The organism is Salinimicrobium profundisediminis (genome assembly GCF_026241755.1).
Lineage (GTDB): Bacteria > Bacteroidota > Bacteroidia > Flavobacteriales > Flavobacteriaceae > Salinimicrobium > Salinimicrobium profundisediminis.
In genome coordinates this window covers 1-23,010 of the sequence record NZ_JAPJDA010000024.1, presented here as the reverse complement: position 1 = coordinate 23,010, position 23,010 = coordinate 1, and the positions used below count along the sequence as shown (strand labels likewise).

26 protein-coding genes are annotated in these 23,010 nt (G+C 41.9%); 19 read left to right on the top strand and 7 right to left on the bottom strand.

Translation table 11 applies throughout. The features are described from left to right. Positions 1 to 22: 22 nt before the first annotated feature. On the top strand, positions 23 to 1,834 hold the full coding sequence (locus OQ279_RS14095) for an OmpA family protein (RefSeq protein ID WP_266070638.1): 1,812 nt from the start codon (positions 23 to 25) through the stop codon (positions 1,832 to 1,834). A 375-nt stretch (positions 1,835 to 2,209) separates the two neighbouring features. Here OQ279_RS14095 and OQ279_RS14090 read toward each other — a convergent pair whose 3' ends face one another. The 5 genes from OQ279_RS14090 to pyrR form a co-directional block, all read right to left on the bottom strand. Further along, a complete protein-coding gene (locus OQ279_RS14090) occupies positions 2,210 to 2,710 on the bottom strand; it encodes a CAP domain-containing protein (protein ID WP_266070637.1) in 501 nt (166 codons plus the stop codon). Between the two features lie 174 nt (positions 2,711 to 2,884). Continuing rightward, positions 2,885 to 3,793 (bottom strand): ribonuclease Z, encoded by a 909-nt coding sequence (locus OQ279_RS14085; RefSeq protein ID WP_266070636.1) that lies wholly within the window; start codon positions 3,791 to 3,793, stop codon positions 2,885 to 2,887. A 28-nt stretch (positions 3,794 to 3,821) separates the two neighbouring features. Next, on the bottom strand, positions 3,822 to 4,154 hold the full coding sequence (locus tag OQ279_RS14080; RefSeq protein WP_266070635.1) for a ribonuclease Z: 333 nt from the start codon (positions 4,152 to 4,154) through the stop codon (positions 3,822 to 3,824). Between the two features lie 2 nt (positions 4,155 to 4,156). Continuing rightward, on the bottom strand, positions 4,157 to 5,083 hold the full coding sequence (locus tag OQ279_RS14075; RefSeq protein WP_266070634.1) for an aspartate carbamoyltransferase catalytic subunit: 927 nt from the start codon (positions 5,081 to 5,083) through the stop codon (positions 4,157 to 4,159). 2 nt (positions 5,084 to 5,085) lie between these two features. Next, complete coding sequence (gene pyrR, locus OQ279_RS14070; protein WP_266070632.1) at positions 5,086 to 5,628, bottom strand: bifunctional pyr operon transcriptional regulator/uracil phosphoribosyltransferase PyrR; 543 nt, start codon at positions 5,626 to 5,628, stop codon at positions 5,086 to 5,088. Positions 5,629 to 5,787: 159 nt separating this feature from the next. Between pyrR and OQ279_RS14065 the strand changes: the two genes are divergently transcribed. The 3 genes from OQ279_RS14065 (at position 5,788) to OQ279_RS14055 (ending at position 9,610) form a co-directional block, all read left to right on the top strand. Then, on the top strand, positions 5,788 to 7,656 hold the full coding sequence (locus tag OQ279_RS14065; RefSeq protein ID WP_266070630.1) for a DUF389 domain-containing protein: 1,869 nt from the start codon (positions 5,788 to 5,790) through the stop codon (positions 7,654 to 7,656). Between the two features lie 66 nt (positions 7,657 to 7,722). After that, on the top strand, positions 7,723 to 8,979 hold the full coding sequence (locus OQ279_RS14060) for a hypothetical protein (protein ID WP_266070629.1): 1,257 nt from the start codon (positions 7,723 to 7,725) through the stop codon (positions 8,977 to 8,979). Between the two features lie 106 nt (positions 8,980 to 9,085). Then, entirely contained in the window at positions 9,086 to 9,610 is a 525-nt protein-coding gene (locus tag OQ279_RS14055) for a hypothetical protein (RefSeq protein ID WP_266070628.1), read from the top strand. On the opposite strand, the gene OQ279_RS14050 is transcribed toward OQ279_RS14055, so the two are convergent. After that, positions 9,611 to 10,375 carry a sterol desaturase family protein gene (locus tag OQ279_RS14050; protein ID WP_266070627.1) on the bottom strand — a complete coding sequence of 255 codons (765 nt, stop codon included), beginning with the start codon at positions 10,373 to 10,375 and terminating at the stop codon, positions 9,611 to 9,613. It lies immediately after the preceding gene. Positions 10,376 to 10,517: 142 nt separating this feature from the next. On the opposite strand from OQ279_RS14050, the gene OQ279_RS14045 reads away from it, so the two are divergent. The 12 genes from OQ279_RS14045 (at position 10,518) to OQ279_RS13990 (ending at position 19,233) form a co-directional block, all read left to right on the top strand. Beyond that, on the top strand, positions 10,518 to 10,673 hold the full coding sequence (locus OQ279_RS14045) for a hypothetical protein (protein ID WP_266070626.1): 156 nt from the start codon (positions 10,518 to 10,520) through the stop codon (positions 10,671 to 10,673). Next, on the top strand, positions 10,670 to 11,047 hold the full coding sequence (locus tag OQ279_RS14040) for a methylglyoxal synthase (RefSeq protein ID WP_266070625.1): 378 nt from the start codon (positions 10,670 to 10,672) through the stop codon (positions 11,045 to 11,047). The genes OQ279_RS14045 and OQ279_RS14040 overlap by 4 nt, the downstream gene beginning before the upstream one ends. Positions 11,048 to 11,196: 149 nt before the next feature. Further along, positions 11,197 to 12,684 carry an SDR family oxidoreductase gene (locus tag OQ279_RS14035; protein ID WP_266070624.1) on the top strand — a complete coding sequence of 496 codons (1,488 nt, stop codon included), beginning with the start codon at positions 11,197 to 11,199 and terminating at the stop codon, positions 12,682 to 12,684. A gap of 214 nt (positions 12,685 to 12,898) precedes the next feature. Continuing rightward, entirely contained in the window at positions 12,899 to 13,147 is a 249-nt protein-coding gene (locus OQ279_RS14030) for a YgaP family membrane protein (RefSeq protein WP_266070623.1), read from the top strand. 41 nt (positions 13,148 to 13,188) lie between these two features. Continuing rightward, positions 13,189 to 14,397, top strand: a complete 1,209-nt coding sequence (locus tag OQ279_RS14025) for an MFS transporter (RefSeq protein WP_266070622.1) — start codon at positions 13,189 to 13,191, stop codon at positions 14,395 to 14,397. A gap of 27 nt (positions 14,398 to 14,424) precedes the next feature. Further along, the gene (locus tag OQ279_RS14020) at positions 14,425 to 16,029 is read left to right on the top strand and encodes a GMC oxidoreductase (protein WP_266070621.1); all 1,605 of its coding nucleotides are present in this window, start codon (positions 14,425 to 14,427) and stop codon (positions 16,027 to 16,029) included. Positions 16,030 to 16,247: 218 nt separating this feature from the next. Further along, entirely contained in the window at positions 16,248 to 16,637 is a 390-nt protein-coding gene (locus OQ279_RS14015; RefSeq protein WP_266070620.1) for a DUF302 domain-containing protein, read from the top strand. 136 nt (positions 16,638 to 16,773) lie between these two features. Beyond that, positions 16,774 to 17,058 carry a rhodanese-like domain-containing protein gene (locus OQ279_RS14010; protein ID WP_266070619.1) on the top strand — a complete coding sequence of 95 codons (285 nt, stop codon included), beginning with the start codon at positions 16,774 to 16,776 and terminating at the stop codon, positions 17,056 to 17,058. A 1-nt stretch (position 17,059) separates the two neighbouring features. After that, a complete protein-coding gene (locus tag OQ279_RS14005; protein ID WP_266070618.1) occupies positions 17,060 to 17,377 on the top strand; it encodes a rhodanese-like domain-containing protein in 318 nt (105 codons plus the stop codon). Further along, complete coding sequence (locus OQ279_RS14000; protein ID WP_266070617.1) at positions 17,374 to 17,598, top strand: hypothetical protein; 225 nt, start codon at positions 17,374 to 17,376, stop codon at positions 17,596 to 17,598. Before OQ279_RS14005 ends, OQ279_RS14000 begins: the two co-directional genes overlap by 4 nt. Positions 17,599 to 17,629: 31 nt before the next feature. Then, a complete protein-coding gene (locus tag OQ279_RS13995; protein ID WP_266070616.1) occupies positions 17,630 to 18,079 on the top strand; it encodes an OsmC family protein in 450 nt (149 codons plus the stop codon). A gap of 248 nt (positions 18,080 to 18,327) precedes the next feature. Then, positions 18,328 to 19,233 carry an alpha/beta fold hydrolase gene (locus tag OQ279_RS13990; protein WP_266070615.1) on the top strand — a complete coding sequence of 302 codons (906 nt, stop codon included), beginning with the start codon at positions 18,328 to 18,330 and terminating at the stop codon, positions 19,231 to 19,233. 69 nt (positions 19,234 to 19,302) lie between these two features. Here OQ279_RS13990 and OQ279_RS13985 read toward each other — a convergent pair whose 3' ends face one another. Further along, complete coding sequence (locus tag OQ279_RS13985; RefSeq protein ID WP_266070614.1) at positions 19,303 to 20,268, bottom strand: L,D-transpeptidase; 966 nt, start codon at positions 20,266 to 20,268, stop codon at positions 19,303 to 19,305. Between the two features lie 268 nt (positions 20,269 to 20,536). On the opposite strand from OQ279_RS13985, the gene OQ279_RS13980 reads away from it, so the two are divergent. The 3 genes from OQ279_RS13980 (at position 20,537) to OQ279_RS13970 (ending at position 22,896) form a co-directional block, all read left to right on the top strand. Further along, positions 20,537 to 20,920: a hypothetical protein gene (locus tag OQ279_RS13980; protein ID WP_266070613.1), complete on the top strand. Its 384-nt coding sequence runs from the start codon at positions 20,537 to 20,539 to the stop codon at positions 20,918 to 20,920. Positions 20,921 to 20,925: 5 nt separating this feature from the next. Further along, positions 20,926 to 21,498 (top strand): pentapeptide repeat-containing protein, encoded by a 573-nt coding sequence (locus tag OQ279_RS13975; protein ID WP_266070612.1) that lies wholly within the window; start codon positions 20,926 to 20,928, stop codon positions 21,496 to 21,498. Positions 21,499 to 21,690: 192 nt separating this feature from the next. After that, positions 21,691 to 22,896 carry a DEAD/DEAH box helicase gene (locus OQ279_RS13970; RefSeq protein WP_266070611.1) on the top strand — a complete coding sequence of 402 codons (1,206 nt, stop codon included), beginning with the start codon at positions 21,691 to 21,693 and terminating at the stop codon, positions 22,894 to 22,896. Positions 22,897 to 23,010 lie beyond the last annotated feature (114 nt).

Below are 23,010 nucleotides of genomic sequence, written 5' to 3'. Positions count from 1 at the left end.
GTTCCTTTCGGCTCAGTCGGGCATGCAAAAAAAAGCAGACAGGTTATATGAAAGTTTCGCTTATGCGAAAGCCATAGATGTTTACAAAGATCTGCTGGAAAAGGACTATAAGGTTGAACACAATCAAAGAAAGCTGGCCGATAGTTACTTTTTGTTGAGGGATCCCGAAAATGCAGCGCCACTTTACGCTAAAGTCGTTGAGCAACCCGGCGTATCTCCCGAATATTACTACAAATATGCCCAGGCTTTACGCGGCGTGCGCCGTTATGATGAATCAAGGCAGTGGCTCAAAAAGTACCTTGAAGAGGGAAAAAATGAGAATTTGGTAGAAGACCTCCTTAACGAGGAGAAAATTGCAATTTACCCGGGACTGGAAACCTTCAGGCTTAAAAATGCCGATTTTAATTCGGAATTCAGTGATTTTGGTGCATACAAAGGCAACGGGACCATCTATTTCACTTCAGCCAGGGCCAAAGATGCCAGGAATCCTAAAATCTATGACTGGAACGGTGAACCTTTTCTGGATATTTACTCCATACCTTCCAAAAATGGCATTTTGGAATCGCTTTCCGGAGAAGTGAACAGCGTAAGGCATGAAGGTCCGCTGGTGATCTCCAAAGATGGAAAGACCATGTACTTTACCCGCAATAATTACATCAACAATAAAAACGGCAAAAAAGACAGCGAAGGTGTTAATCACCTTAAGATCTACAAAGCTTCTTTGGTAAACGGGGAATGGACGAATATTGAAGAGCTACCGTTTAATAACGACAATTATTCGGTGGGCCATCCAGCCCTTTCGAAGGACGGACAAACCCTTTATTTTGCTTCGGAAGCTCCTGAAGGATTTGGAGGATCGGATCTTTATAAAGTCAGTGTCAAAAATGGCATTTTTGGAACCCCCGAAAATCTTGGAGAACAAATAAACACTCCCGGAAATGAGGTTTTCCCTTTTGCTGCTGAAGATGGCAAGCTCTACTTTTCTTCTGACGGACATAAAGGCTATGGCCTACTGGACGTTTTTGTAGTAGATCTTCAAAATCAGGAAAAGATCTACAATCTGGGGGAACCCATCAACAGCAATCTCGATGATTTTTCTTTTACAATTTCTTCCGAAGATATTTCTGAAGGATTTGTGGCTTCCAACAGACCCGGCGGAAAGGGAAGTGATGACATTTACCAGCTAAGTGTGTTGGCACCTTTAGTGCTAAAAGGAACAGTGACCGACTCTATAAATGGGAAACCTATCGCCAACGCAACCGTACGCTTAATGGATGAAAACGAGCAACAAATAGCTTTTTTAAAGACTGACAGTGTTGGGTATTATGAATTGGAAATTCGCAGAGATGTTAAATATCCTATTGAAGCGAAACATATTAAATACGACCAAAAACTGGGTACAGTAAACACTTTTGAGATGGATGACCAAACCGAACTTGTTTACGATATCGAACTGTCGCCTGTTAATGATGTGGAATATTTAGCTGAAATTAACAAGATCTATTTTGATTTTGACAAGCACAATATTCGCCCAGATGCTGCCGCCGAACTGGATAAGCTGGTGAACCTGATGAAAAATGATTACCCTGAACTGGTTATTGAAATTGGCTCACATACAGACAGGAGAGGATCTCTTGAATATAACCGTCGCCTTGCAGAAAGAAGGGCCCAGTCTACATATGATTACCTGGTCCAACACGGTATAGCTCCCGAAAGAATTGTAACTTACAAAGGTTATGGAGAAGAGCAGCCAGAGATAGACTGTAATAATTGTAATGAAGTTCAACACCAATTGAACAGAAGATCCATTTTTAAAGTGGTTAAAATGGAATAGATCGACCAAACTAACCAACCATTAAAGAGGCTGTCTTATAAGCTCCTAAAATGTTATTCTGAAAGTAATTTTTCAGATTCTTTTAAATCTGAACATCAGAAGTTAAAAGAACCGAAAGGATAACAAAAAGAGGCTTTTTGACAGCCTCTTTTCTTGTACTATACCTCCAGGAAATTGAGGTGGAATGTTACCTTCAGAAAAAGTAAATGGCTTGTATGTAGCTTGAGAAGTAGAAGAAAAGGAAGCTTAGAGTGATTCTATAAAATGATAATCTACCTTAAGGTTAGCCTATAAAAAAGAGAGCCTGTCTTGAATAAATTTTAAGACAGGCTCTCCTAACCAACCGTAAATTATTTATGATATGAAATCTTACTATTACTTTCTTACAAAAATATTGGTAAAATAGAATTTACCATCTTTTCCTTCCTTTACCGAGATGCCAAAATGAGTGTGATCACCTTCAAGATTTTCACGATGGCCGTCACTTTTAATCCATGCATTAACTACAGCTTCGGCAGTTCTATAACCAAACCCAACATTCTCACTCACAGCCTTGGCATTAACCGATTTAACAAGTGACTGGTATCTGCTTCCGAAGAAATGATGACATACCTCATCGTCTTCAATCATATGTTTATTATGACCGGCAGCCTCGAGGGATCCTTCATCCAGGTATAATAAACTGTTCAATCCATTTTGTTCCCTGTAGGCGTTGACCAGCTCGAGTACATCAAGTTCAATTGAGGAATATTTAACAGGAGCGAGTTTAGTGGTGAGGTTGGCCGATTCTACTTCATCTACACTTTCTTTGGAACAAGATGTAAGAGTAATCGCACAAATAGACATTAACCATGTCAAGTAGGTTAAATTCTTCATAATGGTAGTCAGTAGGTTTGGGATAGGAAAATTAAGAATTATTTCCGATTAACAAACCATTTAATCGATGAACTACACAAATTAAGGTAAATTTAACACAGTAGGGTTCCAAACCCTACAAAAATAGCGCTAAAACTCTGAAGATAAAAGACGTATTAGATCGATAAAGTGCAGCTATTCAAAGTGAAGAACTTTGCCATCATCGGCAAGATGCACGCTGTCAAAAACCTCATTAGCTTCCTTTTTAAATGCCTCTATAGATTCATAACGGGTGGAATAATGACCCAGCACGAGATGAGAAACCTTAGCCGCCCTGGCAATAGCAGCTGCTTCTCGTGCAGTAGAATGGCCCGTGGGCGCAGCAAGATATGCGTGTTCCTCGAGAAAAGTAGATTCGTGGTATAACACCGTAACATTTTCTAATTGCTCAGCCAGCGAGGGAGTATAGGAAGTATCACTGCAAAAGGCATAACTTTCGGGAGGTTCGGGATCTTCGGTCAACTCAACATTGGGGATGATTCGGCCGTCTTCAAGAACAGCATCTTTACCTTTTTTGATGCCTTTATAATAAGCTACATCAATATTGTACTTCTCAACTTCTTCCATCAACAGCTTCCTGGGTTTTGGCTTTTCCCGAAAGAGGTACCCATTAGCATAAATGCGGTGCTTTAAAGGAATGGTCTCTACAGTAACTTTACGGGTGTTGAGAATTACCTGAGGCCCGGTAGAAGATAATTCATGAAAATAAAGCGGATAGCCGGTCCAGGAGTTAGCATATTTAAGTTGCAGCAGCACGATCTCCTTTATGCCCTTGGGGCCGTAGATATGGAGTTCGGTTTTTCGGTTCAACAACATAAAAGTTGAAATTAGACCAATCAAACCATAAAAATGATCGCCGTGAAGATGGGAAATAAAAACGTGTTTAATCTTTCCGAACTTGATCTTGTGCCGGCGCAATTCCACCTGAGTCCCTTCTCCGCAATCAATAAGAAAAACTTCATTGTTGATCTCCAGCACCTGGGAGGTAGGATTTGTAAAAGTTCTTGGTGTAGCCGCATAACAGCCCAGCACGGTCAATTTCATGTCTTGGGGTCTTTAAAATTAAAAAGACCTAGAATCCCAGGTCTCTTTCAATCTCTTCCATTTGTATAATATCTTCGGCTTCTGTGAGGGTGGGCACTACCAGCAGTTCCTCGGGTACCTGGTCTATGTTAATCGTATCGTTTGCAATAACAAAAGACCTGTTTCCCTCTCTATGCCTATTTGAAAGCTCCAGGAACTTTAGGAGTTCATCAAGCCGCAGCTCCCCATATTTTAAGATATCTATCACCACATTGTCATCTTTAAACTTTGGATGAATACTTTCCAAAAATGCGGCAAACCGGGTCACATTATCTTTTTCGTCTTCAAATATTTTATAAGTCTCCTTTTCTGTTATTTTCATAACTATTTAATTTTTGACGCAAGGAGATAGATCACTGCCATTCTAATAGCCACTCCATTTTGCACCTGATCAAGGATAATAGCCTGATCGGAATCTGCCACGTCACTGGTTATCTCCACTCCCCTGTTAATTGGGCCGGGATGCATAATCACGATCTTCTTGCCAAGGGAATCGAGGAGTTCTTTATTTAATCCGAACAACTGCACGTATTCCCGCGTACTGGGGAAGTAGCTTATGTCCATTCTTTCATTTTGTACCCGCAGCATATTTGCCACGTCGCACCATTCGAGAGCCTTGCGCAGGTTTGGTTCTACCTCTACCCCTAACGAACTTATATATTTAGGAAGTAAGGTGTAAGGGCCGCAAACTTTTACCTGGGCACCCTGTAGTTTTAATGCCAGAATATTTGATAAGGCTACCCTGCTATGCAGAATATCACCTACTATCACAACTTTTTTACCCTGCACTTCGCCCAGCTTTTCACGAATGGAATAACTGTCCAGCAAAGCCTGGGTGGGATGTTCATGCGCTCCATCCCCGGCATTGATGATACTGGCATTTACATGTTTTGATAGAAAAATTCCTGCGCCGGGATTTGGATGCCTCATCACTACCATGTCTACCTTCATAGAGAGGATATTATTCACAGTATCTATAAGGGTTTCCCCCTTTTTTACTGAAGAAGAGGCCGCCGAGAAATTTACCACATCGGCACTCAGCCTTTTTTCGGCCAGCTCAAAAGAAAGCCGGGTTCGGGTACTATTCTCAAAAAATAAATTGGCTATGGTAATATCACGAAGGGAAGGTACTTTCTTGATGGGCCTGTTGATCACCTCCTTGAAATGATCGGCGGTTTCAAATATGAGGTCAATATCTTCTTTATTCAGGTATTTTATCCCCAGTAAATGCTTAACACTTAGTTCACTCATGTTTATAATTTACTAATAAGGTATACGGCATCTTCCCCTTCATTCTCTTTCCAGTTCACTTTAACTTTTTCCTCATTTATAGCATCTACCTGTCTCCCGTTATAATCGGGCTGAATGGGCAAATGCCTGCTAAACCTGCGGTCTATGAGCGTAAGAAGCTCAATTTCACGTGGCCTTCCAAAAGATTGCACCGCGGTAAGTGCCGCCCTAATGCTCCTTCCGGTATAAAGCACGTCATCCACAAAGATCACCCGCTTATCTTCTACTACAAAATCTATATGGGTTTTATTGGCCTCAAGAGGTTTATCGCTTCTTCTGAAATCATCCCGGTAAAAAGTGATATCCAGCTGCCCCATCTTAATCGTGGTAATACCATAGTCTTCCCTAAGGATCTTATAGATGCGGTTTGCGAGAAAAGCACCCCGTGGTTGTATGCCAATGATCACCGAATCTTTGAAGGTATCGTGATTTTCAATCAACTGGCAGGCCAAACGTTGTAAAATGATGTTCATTTCTTTTGAAGCAAGCAACACTTTTTGGCTCATAATAACTGAAGTTAACATAACAAAAGTATGATTTTTTTTGTGAGAACTGCATCTGCAAGGATCAAATAAAATTTAGGCTACACCTATAAATAAAGAGTTTTTTATAATTTCCTTCTTCAGAAATAGGCAAATTAAAGTTTATCTTGCAGTAAAAATTTAATGCTCTACCTCTTACACGAATCCCAGGAAAAAGAATCTGTAGAGGAAAATATCCTCCCGGTTTTAAAGAACATTGAATATGAACCGGTGTCTTTTCCGCTGGACAAAGAATTCGATATTGACGCAGATTCATGCCTTCTCCTCTTTTTGCCCGATTCTGCATTGAGAGAGATCATTCCCGTGGCAGCAAAAAACAAATGGCCTATTGCCATCTTACCTCATCCCGAAAATAAATTCACCTCAAAAGGGCTGGGAGTTTCAGAAGATATTGAAGACGTGATCACTCAATTTACCGAGTGTGATAACCCTTATCATATTGACCTCCTGTTTTGTAACGACATACCAGTTTTTAGCTCCATAAATATTGGAGACATCTTTTTACTTTCCCAAAGGCACGGCAAAAAGAACTTTTTTCAGGAGGTGGTGAATATTATTCGCAATATTCGCAAAGCTTCCTCGCTTTCTCACCATTCCTATCAAATAAGTACAGACGGAGAAAAGGTAATTCACACCTCTGCTTTAGGAATTATTGTAGTAGAACATGCATCGAGTTCTCTAATTTCAAAACGCCTGCTTGAGGAAAGCTCTATAAACGACGGGGCTTTTCAGGCTTTCGTACTTGCACCGCAAAACCTTATGGTACTGTTGTGGTTCTTCCTTAGAAGTCTTGTGCCTAGCAAAAAGACGCTCACCAAGCTCCCTTCTTTCATCGGAAAAATAAAAACTTCAAACCTGCAGGTGGCCGGGAAAGAACCCGTTGATTACACCATTGATGGAGAGAAAAAACAAGCTGAAGAACTCAATATTGAAGTTCTTAAACAAACGCTTATTCTTAAACAGCAAAGTGTTTACAGTGATAAAACCGAAAAGGAAAACGGAAGAAAAAGTATAAAAATTGAAGGACTGCCAACAGGGGAAACCCGAAAGGAACTCATTAAAAGGAGCCTGCCAATCCTGCCCCGTGCCAGCACAGAGCAATTCCAGGACCTGTTTAAGGTACTTAGAAACAACTCGACAATAAGCACCTCTTTCATGGTGATGATGATCTTATCTACCCTTATTGCAACTTTTGGGCTTTTTGGGAATTCCTCACCGGTAATTATTGGCGCTATGATACTGGCACCGGTAATATCGCCTATTGTCTCCTTTTCTATGGGAATGGTGCGATATGATGTACCTATGTTAAAGGAAAGTTTTGTCACCATTACCGCCGGCACCCTGGTTTCGCTCGCTTTTGCTGCGGGGGTAAGTCTTGTGATCCCTCTTAAAGTACTCACCCCCGAAATTGAAGCCAGGCTCTCCCCTACTTTACTTGATATGGGAATTGCAGTATCATCGGGTATTGCGGCAGCTTATGCCCACGCCAATGAAGGCATTGCAAAAAGCCTGGCAGGAGTAGCCATTGCAGTTGCATTAGTTCCGCCACTTGCGGTAGCCGGGATTGGTATTGGCTGGTGGGATTGGGAAGTATTTTCGGGTGCAATTTTATTATATGCCACAAACCTTGCGGGCATTATATTGTTTGGAGGCCTCACTTTCCTATTTCTGGGCTTTGCCCCCTTTAAAAGGGCAAAAATGGGACTCGTTTATACCCTCGTCATCGTAGTTCTGGTGGCTGTTCCCCTCACCCTTTCTTTTGACAGGATTATGCAAGAGGCCAATATCACCCGTGCTCTTGAAGGCGCAACAATTCAGAATGTGGTTTTGAGAGATGTGCGCATAAGATTCGGTTCACCCATGGTAGTATCACTGCGGCTGGTAGGCCCTCAAGATATTGCGCCTCAACGTATACAGGAAGTTAAAAAGGAAATTGAAAAGAAAATAGACCAGCCTGTAAGACTCGAGGTAGTTTCGGCCATGGAATTTTAATCTTTGATAATGAACTTAGTCATCAATTGTGATGGCATAAAACTTTCTTCGCAGAAGAAAATTGAAATGAAAAAATTTTTACTTGCACTGCTAATTCTTCTCCTTGTATTTCTTGGCCTCACTTACTGGTCTATTTCAATAGGCCCTTCGGAATTATTTATTTCAAAAGTCATTCCTTCCGAAATTTCTTCGGGCAGGTTCCAGGATGGAGACAGGGTAACGGCAGTAGCGACTAATAGATACGAAGCCAACGCCATTAAGCGTTTTATGCAAGGCGATAACTACCGCGAGGCCTGGGAGGCCCCGGTACAGGCCGAAATTTTTCTTCTTGATTCTTTTACAATCCAGGAAGAAGGCGGCGGTAATCAAACAAAGTCTCTTAAAATTGTAGGTAAAGACGGCGCTCTTTACAGTCTACGCAGTATCAACAAAGATCCTTCCCCTTTAATTCCAGAAGTTGCAAAAACCCTTGGCCTCGAAAACATTGTGGTAGATGGTATTTCTGCACAACATCCTTATGGAGCTGTTCTTGCAGCCGCTCTTGCCGATGCTGCAGGCATTCTCCATACCCACCCAAAAATTGTCTTTGTGCCACGGCACGATGCGATGGGAAAATATTCCAAAAAATACGGAAATCGTCTGTTCCTTCGCGAATATGAAACCGAAGGTAAAGTCAATTGGACCTCTTATAATAACGTAGATAAAATCGTGGAGACCGATGAACTCCAGGAAATGAAGATCAACCTGAAGGAGGCTCTGCACATTGACCACCAAAAACTGGTGCGGGCACGGCTTTTCGACCTCCTTATTGGTGATTGGGACCGGCATACAAAACAATGGGGTTGGGTGATACAACAACGGGGGCAAAATAAAGTGGCAATTCCGTTGCCCGGAGACAGGGATAATGCTTTTTTCAGGATTAATGGCGTTATTCCCACCATCCTCACCAATCACCTGGTACAGCCCATGGTGAGGCCTTTTGAGAAGGATATTGATCATATACCGGGGTTTGTGTATCCTTTTGATGTTTACTTCCTGAAAGATGTGCCCCGGCAGATTTTCATAGAGGAAGCACAATACCTGCAACAACACTTAACAGACACTGAAATCAATAAAGCCCTTGAAGCATGGCCTCAAAGCCTGGTGCAACTCAATGGGAATGAGATAGCTTCAAAACTGAAACATCGCAGGGACAAACTGCAGGAATATGCCATAGAATTTCATGAGGAGATCAATAAAAAAGAACCCCTTTCAGGGCCTTTAAAGGGAAGTGAAGATGTTGAGCTACCTGCAAACTTGCAGAAGTGTTTTGAATGTAGATAGCCAGGTATTTAAATGTAAAATTTACAGTAAAAAAGCACTTAATATTTACCCCATCTTTTTTTAAATCAGTAAATTTATACCTCATATTTTTCTAAATTCTCTCCCCATGAAAAAGCTGATCCTTTTTCCGATCTTGGCTTTATTTCTTTCATCATGTACAGCCGTAAAATTTGAAAGTCCACAACCATCTACTGCTCCTTCAATTTCAGAATTTCCTTCAAAAATGCATGGCATATTTGTTTCAAATAATGAAGACACCCTTTTTATCGAAAAGCATTATTTTCGATATTCCGGAGGTACAGAAACAGGTGTTGACGGAGACCTTTCTAAGCCACAAACTGTGCTAAAGAAAATGAATAGCAGTTATATTTTAAACCTTTATGATAAGGATAACTGGAATGTTTTCCCCTTTAAGGCTTCCAAGAATAAGATTGTTACCCACTGCGCCAATTTAACTTCAGAATCTGAACAACTCATAATGGAGGTACAGGAATCCAGACCTGTTAGAGAAATAACATCTGAAGATGGTAAATTCGAATACTATCTACTTGCACCAACAGATAAAGAGTTTCGGCAACTCCTGCGAAAAAACCTTTTTTCAGAAAAAAAGATTTTTAAGAGGTTAAAGTAATCAGGATTTCATTTTACGGCTTTCAGTAGCCATTAATTTATCCCAAAACGTGAAGTATAGGCCGTAATTGGTCATAAATTCTGTGTGGTGATGGTGGTGATGGGTGGCGCCAATAAATAGTTTGCCAAAACGGCTTTTTTGGAACCACAGCGGATAGATCTCTATATCCAGATGGTTCACTACGCTACTCACCGTCATGACCAACAGGTAAAAACCCAAAACATAGATATTCACAGGTAAAAAGATGAGGATCAATGGCAGGATAAGCGCTTCGATCAAACTCTCCCACGGATGAAAGGAAAAAGCCGTCCATGGTGTAGGAATTCGACTATCGTGGTGAACTTTATGCACAATCCTGAACACTTTGGGATGATGCATCCAGCGGTGCACCCAGTAATAATAGGTTTCATGAATGAGTAAAATGGCTAAAAGGCTCACCGGCAAATACCAGTAGCCATAAAGATCGGGTTCCAGGTAAACAGCGGTATATCCCTTTAACCACAACCAATAAGTAGCCGCCCCCACCAGGGCAAAAATTGCCGATGATTTTATGCTCCACACAATCTCCTTTTTCAACTGCTTTTTGTTAGCCAGCCTTTTACTTAACCTTCTTTCGTCATATTTCTTAAAATTTTTGACGTAATAATAGTAGTAAAAGACCCCTGCTGCCACAAAATACCTGAAGAGGATTGCAAAAAAGAAGATTATGGTATAAACCAGGAGAATTCCGGGGGTGGTTGTTTCAGGTACAAGCATTTCAGTCATAGCAATAAAAATACTAATTACAATCTTAAATTCCTGTCAAAATATTCCGAAGCTATTTTTTTAAGTTTCCCGATATTTTCAGCAAGTCCTTCATCTTTGCTTAACCTTTATTCTTTAATTTTACATACATCAAGCACTATAAATGGCAACATCAACCGAATTCCCTTCAGAATTCATTGCATATACCCGGAAATACAATCAGCCAGAAAATATATTTTATTCCGAAGGCATTAGCCAACCGGAATATGCTCATTATACCCTTGAATTTTTTATTGATAAAACTATACCAACAACATGAAAACCATTGCATTAATTGCCCACAACAGCCGCAAAACCGACCTGCTTAACTGGGCCAAAGTACATCGTGAAGCGCTCTTAAAATACAAACTCATAGGCACTTCAAACACTTCAAAACTACTTAGTGAAATGCTCGACATTGAAGTAAAGGGTTTTGGCCACGGCCCCAGCGGCGGCGACATTCTCCTGGCAGCTAAAATACTTCAGGGGGAAGTGCACATGATCATCTTTTTTATTGATGCCGAAACTCCCCACGGTCACGAACATGATATCCAGACCCTCATAAGGACTGCAGTGATCAACAATATCCCAATCGCACTAAACCGGGCATCGGCCGACTTACTGATTCTTGACGAAAGAGATCAGGAAGAATAGATCTGAAAATCAGGGAAGAAAAATGCCATTTTTCACACCCCACCGGTTATTCTTTCCTGGTGCATTTAGGGCTGCTAAAGAATTGAAACAGATCTAAAAAGCGCTTTTGCTTATCTTTTCATATCTTCAGTAAAAATTAAGCTGAAGCTATGAAAATACTCCTTACCGGCGCCACAGGATATATTGGAAAGCGCCTCCTTCCTATACTGCTTTCCCGCGGCCACGAGGTGGTGTGTTGCGTTAGGGACAGGAACAGGTTTCCTACCGATGGGATATATGCACACGACAGGATTTCTCTGCTCGAAGTAGATTTCTTGAAGCCGCTGCCTTCATCGGAAATCATAAAGGATATTGATGCTGCTTATTACCTCATCCACTCTATGAGTGCAGGTACCGGAGATTTTGCAGAAATGGAAGCTGCTTCGGCCCACAATTTTTTAAAGCTTGTGGAGCCAACTTCGGTTAAACAGATCATCTACCTCACCGGGATCACTAATGAAGAAGAACTTTCCAAACATCTTTCTTCCCGCCAAAATGTAGAAGAGATCCTTGGCAAAAGCAGTGTGCCACTTACGGCTCTTAAAGCCGGGATTATTGTTGGTTCGGGTAGTGCCTCCTTTGAGATCATGCGCGATTTGGTTGAAAAACTGCCGGTGATGATCACTCCCAAGTGGGTCACCACCAAGAGTCAGCCTATCGCTATAAGAAATGTACTCGAATATTTAGAAGGGGTTCTTCTGCGGGAAGACACCTTCAATAGAGCTTTCGACATTGGTGGGCCCGATGTGCTTACCTACAAAGAAATGATGTTGCAGTTTGCAGATGTAAGAGGTTTTAAACGCAAGATCATTACAGTTCCCGTAATGACTCCCCGCCTTTCCTCCTACTGGCTGTATTTTGTTACATCAACTTCTTACAAGCTAGCCATAAACCTCGTAGATAGCATGAAAGTTGAGGTCATTGCCAAAGACAATGATCTGGAAAAGATGCTGGGAATAAAATCCATTCCATATAAAGAGGCTGTAGCGCTGGCTTTCCAAAAAATTGAGCAAAACAGCGTTATCTCCAGCTGGAAAGATTCGCTGGCCTCCAGTTATTCAGACAATTCGCTACTGGAGCATATCAATGTACCTACCGATGGCTGCTTTAAAGATTACCGGGAAAAGAAGATCACAGGTGATCCCGATACAGTTCTAAAAAATATTTGGGCGATTGGCGGAAAACGTGGCTGGTATTACGGCAGCAGGCTATGGAAAATAAGAGGCTTTATGGATAAAATGGTAGGTGGCGTAGGCCTTAGGCGCGGGCGCACGCATCCATACCATATCAATACGGGTGACACTTTAGATTTTTGGCGGGTACTGGCAGCCGATGAAAAGAACCGCCGCTTGTTGCTATATGCCGAAATGAAATTACCCGGCGAAGCATGGCTGGAGTTTAAGATCACTGAAAGAAATGGGGAACATTTTCTGCAACAAACCGCGACCTTTCGACCCCATGGCCTTGCGGGTCGCCTCTATTGGTACACCGTGCTTCCCTTCCACTTTTTTGTTTTTGAAGGCATGGCCGGCAACCTCGTGAAATTCATTGACAAAGACTTAGAGGAAAAAACAAAATATCCTGAACAAAATCTTTAGAAACCCGGTCGCTAAAATTTCTTTCTGAAATGCCATTTTAAAGATTTTTACTTCGGAAAAATTCAGCTCTAACTGAAGTCTTCTCTTTCAATTGAAAATTCACCTTCCCTGAAGTCTTTAAAATTCGGAATTCCCTCTGAACTTAGGTGCTCCAAAACTTGGAAAAGTAGCAGGTTTACGTTATCTTAAATAGAAAATTCAGAAAAAAAGAATTATGAAAGAAAATGTAGGTAAAAAAGATCAGCTCATTAGAAGTATTGCAGGCCCTGCCCTTATGGGAATAGGCTTTTTTGCCCTTGGCGGGAACAAGGGAAAACTTGCAGGTCTTGCGGCCATAGTTACAGGAACCCTGATTGCTGAAAGTTCCATCACCAGGGTATGCCCGGTAAACGAATTTCTTGGTGTTGACACCAGGGAGAAGAAAAAAAGTCCGATTAAAAAGATCAAAGAAGCCCTCGTTTAATTTAGCGGAGTTTTCGTTTCTTAGCTGTAGATAATTCCTGAATGGGCACGTCGCGGCTAAGCTTACCGGTCATTGTATTTGCACAATTTTGCTGCACCTCCTTATGGTTTGCAGGTAATGGCGTGATGAACGATCTCATCCAGACTTTTGATCTCGGTCCTGCCGCACTCGGGCACCTTACATCGGCAGTACAATTCGGTTTTATTACCGGCACCCTGGGTTTTGCTTTCCTGGGAATTGCAGACCGGTATTCCCCCTCAAAAGTGTTCTTCTATTCTGCTATTTTTGGCGCCTTTTTTAACCTGGGGATGCTTGTGGAAAGCAACAGCTCCGGCAGTTTGCTAATGCTTAGGTTTCTTACAGGATTTTCCCTTGCAGGAATTTATCCCGTGGGAATGAAGATCGCATCCGATTATTATCGGGAAGGCCTTGGCAAATCTCTCGGTTTCCTGGTAGGTGCTTTGGTTCTTGGAACAGCACTCCCGCACTTACTCTTAACAGTAACTGGGCTGCAGGGTTTACCGTGGAAAAGCGTTCTAATTACTACTTCATTTCTGGCATTTTTGGGAGGGAGCCTCATTTTACTGCTTGTGCAGGATGGCCCCTACCGAAACCCAATGTTACAAAAGGATTTTTCAGCCATGCTCAGGGTTTTTAGAATTCCGAAGTTTAGGGCAGCGGCATTTGGGTATTTTGGGCACATGTGGGAATTATACACCTTCTGGGCCTTTGTCCCTGTGGTACTCAAGGTGTACAGCGTCCTTCACCCTCACAGCAATTTCAATATTCCTTTACTTTCTTTTTTCATCATTGGCTCCGGCGGACTCGCCTGTGCGGTCATTGGTCTTCTTTCCCAAAGTTGGGGCACTAAGAGAAGTGCTGCAGGTGCTTTACTACTTTCGGCTGCGTGTTGTATCATTTCTCCCCTTATGTTTCTGCAAACTTCAGAAACGTTCTTTATTATTTTTCTCCTTTTCTGGGGCATGGTTGTAGTGGCCGATTCTCCCCTGTTTTCTACCCTTGTCGCAAAACATGCACCTTCCGAAGCAAGGGGTACTGCATTGACCGTGGTGAACTGCATAGGTTTTGCTATCACTATTGTGAGCATCGAATTGACAGGTTTTGTGCTTGAAGTCCTCGATCCGGTTTATCTCCTTTTATTTTTGGCACCCGGGCCTCTACTGGGCCTGCTGGCTCTTTTCAGAAAAACAAGAAATCAATTGCCTACAATTTCCCCCGAAAAAGTTTAAATTTATACAGTAAGCATCTATTACCAAATGGAATACGATTACGACTATATTATTATTGGCAGTGGTTTTGGAGGCTCGGTGAGTGCGCTGAGACTTTCAGAAAAAGGTTATAAAGTACTCGTAGTCGAAAAAGGAAAGTGGTTTAAAGTCAAAGATTTTCCCAAAACCAACTGGAACCTGAAAAAATGGCTCTGGATACCGGCATTGAAATTTTTTGGCATCATGAAACTGAGCATCTTCAGGCATGTGGCAGTAATTTCGGGCACAGGTGTGGGTGGCGGTTCGCTGGTCTACGCCAACACCCTTCCGGTGCCAAAAAAGGCATTTTACACCTCTGGTTCGTGGAGGCAGCTGGAAGACTGGGAAGAGGATCTCAAACCACATTACCAGACTGCTTTAAAGATGTTGGGGGCAGTGCCTAATCCACGATTGTTTGATGCCGACAAAGCCCTTGAGAAAATGGCTGAGGACATGGGCAGAAAAGAGCATTTTGAACACCCTCATGTAGCTGTTTACTTCGGAAAAGAGGGAGAAACCAAAGAGGATCCCTACTTTGGCGGCAAAGGGCCAGATAGAACCGGCTGTAATTTTTGTGGCGGCTGCATGACCGGTTGCAGGTATAATGCAAAAAACACCCTTGACAAGAATTACCTTTGGCTGGCACAAGAGCTGGGGGCAAAAATACTGGCAGAAAATGAAGTCACTGATGTAAAAAAGCTTGCTTCGGAAGCTTATGAAGTGACACTCAAATCGAGTACCTCCTACTTCGGGAAGACCAAAAAACTGCGGAGCAAGGGAGTGATCTTTTCCGGCGGAGTTTTGGGTACGGTAAAACTTTTGCTCAAGCTGAAGCAGAAAAGTCTTCCGAAGTTATCCGATAAAGTGGGAGACGAAATCAGAACAAATAACGAGACCCTCATCAGCGTTTCTACAGCCGATAAAGACAAAGATCTTTCAAAAGGCGTAGCCATAGGAAGCCTGCTGCACACAGATGACAACAGCCATCTTGAGGTAGTGCGTTACTCCAGAGGTTCGGGTTTCTGGAAGTTATTACACCTGCCAATGGCCACAGGAAAGACTCCCCCGCAGCGTATATTGAATGTTATTTCTCAGCTAATAAGTTCCCCGGTTTCCTGGTTTAAAACATATTTTATCAATGGCTGGTCAAAAAGTACTGCGGTACTGCTTTTTATGCAAAGCATTGACAGCACCATAAAACTGAAGAGAAATTTCTTCGGAAGTATGTCCAGCGGGATAAGTTCGGGAGAAAAACCTACTTCAGACATTCCTGCCTCAAAAGACCTCACCAAAAGGTACAGCAAAGCCATCAATGGGAAAGCCACTTCTTTTGTACTGGAAAGCATTGCCGGAATTCCCACTACAGCCCATATTTTAGGCGGTGCGGTGATGGGCAAAAATGCTTCAGAAGGCGTGATCAATTCCAGGAATGAAGTTTTTGGTTATGAAAATCTCTACGTCATAGACGGATCAATGATCTCGGCAAACCCGGGTGTGAACCCCAGTCTTTCCATCACTGCAATAGCCGAAAGGGCAATGTCTTTTATTCCGCAGAAAAATGAGGTGTCAAAAATGGCATTTTTGAACCATCATTCCGAAGAGATTAAAGGCTAAAAAACGACCGTTAGTTAAATAAGATAAATCTATAGAAGTTTAATATTCAATAGAATAGACTGAAGTATTTTTACATCGAAAACCTTTAGGGTTAGGATGTCCCCTACACACCTTTCCCTTCAGGTTTTTCATTTTTCCTTCTGTAACAATTGTCACTGTTTATTCCTTCCAAAAGAGCTTTTTTTGTAGTATATTGATAATCAGATAAAACTACAGTCATGAGCTACTATTTTACCACTACTTTAAAACAGGATTTTGACACAGCCATTCAAAAAGTTACCGAAGAACTCAAAAAAGAAGGTTTCGGTATTCTAACAGAGATCGATGTGAAGGAAACCTTTAAAAAGAAACTGGATGTAGATTTCAGAAAGTATAGAATTCTGGGTGCCTGCAATCCGCAAATGGCGCACCAGGCTATTTCAGCCGAGAGCAAGATTGGAACTATGTTGCCCTGCAATGTGATAGTGCAGGAAACCGGCGACGGCACGATTGAAGTATCAGCCGTTGATCCTGTGGCTTCCATGCAAGCCGTTAAAAATGACACTTTAGGGGATGTTGCCACGCAGGTACGGGAAAAGCTGAAAAAGGTAATTGATAGTATCAACTAAATTGAAAAAAGAAATGAATAAAATCCGGGGACTTCTAAATTCTCCGGATTTTTTTGCTACCACCCTGTGTAACAAAAGTAACTGTACGGGCGCAACTTAGGAATTACTTTTGTCCTGTTTTTAAATGATAACACTTATGAAAACGGAAAAGATCATACAAGCAGGAAAAGGAACCATACTGGATGTTAGAACAAGAGCAGAATTCGCTGGTGGCCATGTAGCAGGTTCCAAAAATATACCCCTTACAGAATTACCCGATGAAATGGAGAATTTGAGATCATGGGAAGCCCCAATCATACTTTGTTGCGCATCGGGGATGAGAAGTTCGCAAGCAGAACAATATCTCACACGTGCCGGAATTGATTGTGTGAACGGGGGTTCCTGGCTCGAAGTAAATTACCTACAAAATAAAGCATCTTAAAATGATAGAAAGTTTAAAACGAATTCTGGGACTTGGCCCGAAAACAAATTATGCCCAATTACTTGAACAGGGCGCCACTATTGTTGACGTGCGCACCAAAGGGGAATTTAGCAGCGGGCATATCAATGGGTCAAAGAACATTCCGTTGAACAGCCTGGCCCAAAACCTGAAGAAAGTTGGAGATAAAAATAAGCCAGTTATTACCTGTTGTGCTTCGGGCATGAGAAGTGCTTCGGCAAAAAATATATTGAAATCGGCAGGATTCACAGAAGTACATAACGGCGGCGGCTGGAGAAACCTTCAGAATAAAATAGGATGAAAAACAGGTTTTTAAAAAACTGGACATGGGTACGAGCTGCTTACCTCATTATTGGAATGCTTATAATTTTTCAGGCTGCCAGTGCAGCACAGTGGTGGGGGCTTGCTTTAGGTATTTACGTTGCTGCTATGGGGCTTTTTAGCTTTGGGTGTGCAGCAGGAAATTGTACGGGGACAAATTGTGCACTGGAACCTGATCGAGATCAGGAATTAAGAAAATAAACAGAATTATATTTACCACATAATTACACTTATGGAAGAACATATCTATAACGTCGATTTACACTGGAAAACAGATCGCAAAGGGGAAATATCTTCTCCTGAACTCGATGAGAAAATCGAAGTGGCCACACCTCCCGAATTTCCGAAGGGAATTGCCGGCATCTGGTCTCCGGAACATCTTTATACAGCTGCAGTGAACAGCTGTTTTATGACTACTTTTTTGGCAATTGCCGAAAATTCAAAACTGGAATTTGAAAGTTTAAGTTGCCCTGCAAAAGGAAAGCTGAGCACACAGGAAGGTAAGTTTATAATGTCTCAAATTGTACTTGAGCCAGTGCTTACTATCTACAATGAAGAAGATAAAGAGAAGGCCGAAAAGATCCTTTTTAAAGCCGAAAAAGCCTGTCTCATCACGAATTCTATAAAAGCTGAAGTTATTTTAATTCCGAAGATAAATCTGGCAGAATCTTTGGTATCCTAAGTTTCCAGTCCCCCTACACTGGAGATCCCGTCTGAAGATTTTTTGTCTTCTTCGGGATCTTTTTTTTTGCGCAGTTTCAGCCATTATTATAGGCAAATCCAGAAATAATTTCATTTTCAACAAGGCTGACTGTAACAAATGATCTCCAGAAAAGTCTATAGGAGAAATTGCTGAAGAAGAAATATTAAGGGCAGGTTTTTCAAATCAAAAACCTGCTCACTTTTCTAAGGCAGGTAAACCTTTCAAAAATGGATAGATTATTCCTGATTATCGTCACGTTGCTCTTAAGCCAGAATGTTTTGGCCGGTGAAAAGACCATTACTACTTCAGACGGGGTTGACCTTTACGTGAAAGTAGAAGGCAAGGGCACTCCACTGCTTTATATTCACGGCGGGCCGGGATCGGGCAGCTACTGGTTTGAGAAATTAACTGGTGAATTTTTAGAACAGCATTTTACCGTAGTCTACCTGGACCAACGCGGGGTTGGAAGATCACAAAGTTCACCCACCCAGGATTATTCCCTTGACCGTATGGCGCTCGACTTTGAAGAAGTAAGGGCAGCTTTGGGTTTTAAAGACTGGCTTACCCTGGGTCACTCCTTTGGAGGCGTTTTACAAATGGGTTATGCCGAAAGGTATCCTGAAGCACAAAAAGGAATGCTCATGATAAATTGCACGCTCAACCTTATAGAATCGGCTTGCGAAAGCTGGCTTCCAAAGGCAGCAGAATATGTTGGGGAAACCTATAGCTGTGCGGGAGACACAGTTACCCTGGCACAAAGAATGAATGAGTATGGCGGAAAGCTGCAGGAAAAAGGCCTTTTCTGGAAAATGGGCTCCAGAGATCCTGAAACTTTTCCAAAGCTCGACCAAATGTCTGGAGAAATCGAAAATTTCAATTACGACCTAAGCAACAATATCATGAACAGAAGCGAATACTGGCAAAACTTTAAACTGCTTAGTGGTGGTATGAAGATGCCGGTGCTCTACTTCTACGGCACCAATGATTATATGGTGGGGCCGCGACATTATAAGGATCTTGAATTTTCGAATCTACTTTTATGGGAAAATAATGGCGGGCATGTGCCGTTCATAGAAGACAGTAACGATCTCGAAAAGGCCGTGCTGGCATACAAAGAAAAGTACAGGGTTTAAAAATAATTGTTTGAGGAGAACAGGTTGTCAAAAATGCGTTTTTGGCAACCTTTCTTATTCCGGTCAATTTTAGCGGATCGTCTCCAACCCTTCGGGTGGCGTTACAGCAAGTTCCTCGAGATCAGGTTCGGGAAGATCAAAGTTTCTTTTATCCTTTTTATATTCCGCAACATATTGGCTCAGGGTTTCCAGTTCCCGGGCATTCAGGTAGTTGGAGTTAGGCTTCTCTACCAGTTGCAGCCAGGGCACGGGCCCTTCAAAGTTGTAATCTCCAAAAACCATAAAAGGAGTGCCGTTGTGTTCTACAATTTGGCCTGTAGCATCAAGTTTCCACTGTTTGGCCCAGTTGTAAATGCTAATGGCATCATCTTTTCGCAATCTCACACAAGCGTGGCTGGCAGGGTAACCAGGCAGGGAATATTGGTGCACACCAACGCCCTCAAAGTTCATAAAATTGAAGTAGTAAGGCATAAGCCAGGAATCATCTACCGTGCTAATTTTACTGCGGGCCTTATAGTTTCCGTAGAAGAGACCGGCGGGAGTTTGTGTAGACTTTTTTCCCGAGCTCACGGGTCCCCATTTTAGAAGTTTTCCATTCTCGTACAATGCAAACCCCTGTATTCTTCTCGAGATAAGCACGGTCTTGGGTATGGAATCGAGCATTTCCAGTCTTTGGGGAAAAGGAGAATAATCTAAAAAGTTTTTGGTGAGCGTATCGGGTATCACCAAAACATCACCTGCCCTTAGCCGATAGGCGTCCACGCGGTTGATAGCAAAAATAAATTCCTGCTCCAGTTCGTTGAACCTGGTTTTAAAACTATCAATCTGGGCAGTATTTTCAAGGCTGTCGCGATGATAGGTAACGAACAGGGGCAACTTTTCGACTTCCTGGCTGACCGTTGGTTCAATTGTAGCCGCTGGTTGATTAGAATTTTGAGACTGAAGAGCCGTTTCAGATCGTTCACAGGAAGTCCATCCTGTAAGTACAAGAAGGATTAAAAGAAAATGAGCGATATTTTTCCGGATGCATTTCATGGTCTTCTGCTCAAAGCATTAAAAACAATTATAAGATACTAATAATCAAATATTAATAAGATTACTTCCCCTAACTCTATTACTACTAATTTCGACAATTTTTGGGTCATTCCCTGTATGAACTGAAAATCAATTCTTCTGAAAAATGTCATTTTAAAGGTTCATTTCTCATGATGAAAATACTCCGTATTCCCTGAAAAAACCTTAAAATAAACTAAAATGTTTAGCAATAAATAATTACCTTGTCAACATCAAAAAAATGCTGATTATGAAATTTCTTTTCCTTCTTTTCTTCACCCTATTAGGAACGGGAGCAATGGCGCAGGAGAGCCCGGTCACTTTTGAAAGTAAGGGAATTACCTTCTCTGGAGATCAAAGTGTAACGCGCGAGAATAAACAAATTGTAGAGCTTACCGGCAATGTACATTTCACTACCTCTATAGTAGAGATTGAGAAAGCCGAAAAAATAGTTTACGATAAGAACACCAAAACATTTACAATTAGCGGTTTCAATGAGCTTATGCTAAACGGAAAAAAACGCCTGGCTTCAGATTTAGGCTCTACAACCCTAAAGATCGATCTTGGTGGCAGCATTGCATACCTGGTAGCCGAATCTACAAATTGTAAAGGCGGGAAAGGCAAAGGCTGCTAAAATTCATGAACGAAGCTTATTTTAGAGACGAAGATTTCACCTCAGAAAATCTTCGTGACGGCAACCTTCCCGAAGGCGAATATGACAACTGTACTTTTAAAGCCATTAATTTTTCCGGTGCTCACCTGTCAAAAATGACATTTTCGGAATGTGTTTTTGAAGCCTGTGACCTTAGCAACTGCATTACCAGAGGAACCTGCATCAGGGACACAGAGTTTATAGACTGTAAACTGATGGGTTTAAATTTTCATGAGCTTGATCCTTTTTTGCTCTCATTTTCCTTTCAAAACTGCCTTTTAAACTTTTCTTCTTTCTCAAGATTAAAACTGAAGAATATTTCTTTTGAAGATTGCAAGCTGATTCAGGTAGATTTTTCTGAAGCCGATTTAACTTCAGCCACTTTCCAGAATTGTGATCTTAGCGGTGCCACCTTTATAGATACCAGGCTTGAAAAAGCCGATTTTAGCACTTCCAGGAACTTCAGCATAGATCCTGAAAATAACAACATCAAGGGGGCTCATTTTTCTGCAGAAAATATTCGGGGCCTTTTGGAGAAGTATCAAATCCAGATCTTATAGCTTTTCTGCCATTTTTGAACCTGTTATTAGCGGCCCGATTCTTGCTGATTGTAAAACCGGCAGATAAAAAGCTTATCTTTGCCATCTTCTTTACAAGATACACGGCAGGTTGTAAGCCGGTTCAGAATAAAAAACAGCAGCTGTTTCAAGAAAGTGCAACGTCTTTTCCAACATTTCACATAAAACAATTTAATGTCGTTTAAAAAATTAAATTTAGATGAGGCCTTACTTAAGGCGCTCGAAACTCAGGGTTATGATACGCCCACCCCAATACAAAAACAAGCCATTCCAGTAGTTCTTTCAGGAAAAGATCTTTTAGGAGTAGCCCAGACCGGAACAGGAAAAACAGCCGCCTTTGGCCTTCCTATCCTCCAGTTATTAAATGAGAAAAAATTCTCTGGAAAAGGAGTAAGATCCCTAATCCTTACCCCAACAAGGGAGCTCGCCATACAAATAGACGAGAGCCTTGCAGCATACGGCAAGCATACCAGGCTTAAGCATTCGGTTATTTTTGGAGGTGTTTCACAACATTCGCAGGTCGAAAAGCTTAAACGAGGGGTAGACATTCTTGTCGCCACCCCAGGCCGCTTACTGGATCTTATGAACCAGGGCTTTATCAACCTTAAAACCCTCGAGATCTTTGTTCTTGATGAAGCCGACAGGATGTTGGATATGGGTTTTATTCACGATGTAAAAAAGGTTATTAAGAGCCTGCCAGAAAAAAGGCAGACCCTTTTCTTTTCGGCCACTATGCCCGATGAAATACAGAATCTGGCTAAGATGATGCTGAAAAATCCGGTGAAAGTAGAAGTTACTCCGCCGTCTTCAACAGTAGATAAAATTGATCAAAGGGTTTATTTTACCAACAAACCTGATAAGAGAAAGTTACTGCTCCATCTCCTGGAAAGCAATGGCATTGAAAGCGCCCTCGTCTTTACCCGTACAAAGCACGGTGCTGATAAAGTTGCGAGGTTCCTGGATAAAGCAAAGATCAATTCGGCAGCTATTCACGGGAATAAAAGTCAGAATGCGAGGCAAAACGCATTAAAGAACTTCAAAAGTGGAAAACTGAATGTACTGGTAGCAACCGATATTGCCGCCCGCGGAATCGACATTGATGAGTTAGGACATGTGTTTAACTTCGACCTCCCAAACGTTCCCGAAACTTACGTACACCGAATTGGTCGTACCGGCCGTGCCGGAAACGAAGGTATTGCCATCTCGTTTTGTGCCGCCGATGAGCGCAAGGAATTAAAAGATATTGAAAAACTGGCAGCTATTAAAATCCCGGTGGTAGAGGAACACCCCTACCCTATGGATCTAAACGCTGAACCTGCACCGGTAGCTACAGGAAACAATCGCAACCGCAATAACAACAGGCAAAGGAGAAGAAGGTAGTGTAGAGGGAAACAACCCGCAAAAATATTTTTAAATGAAAGAGGTCGTCTAAAAAGTAATTTTTAGGTGGCCTTTTTTCATGATAAGATTTTCAAGGAGGGTTTTTCCTTTTTC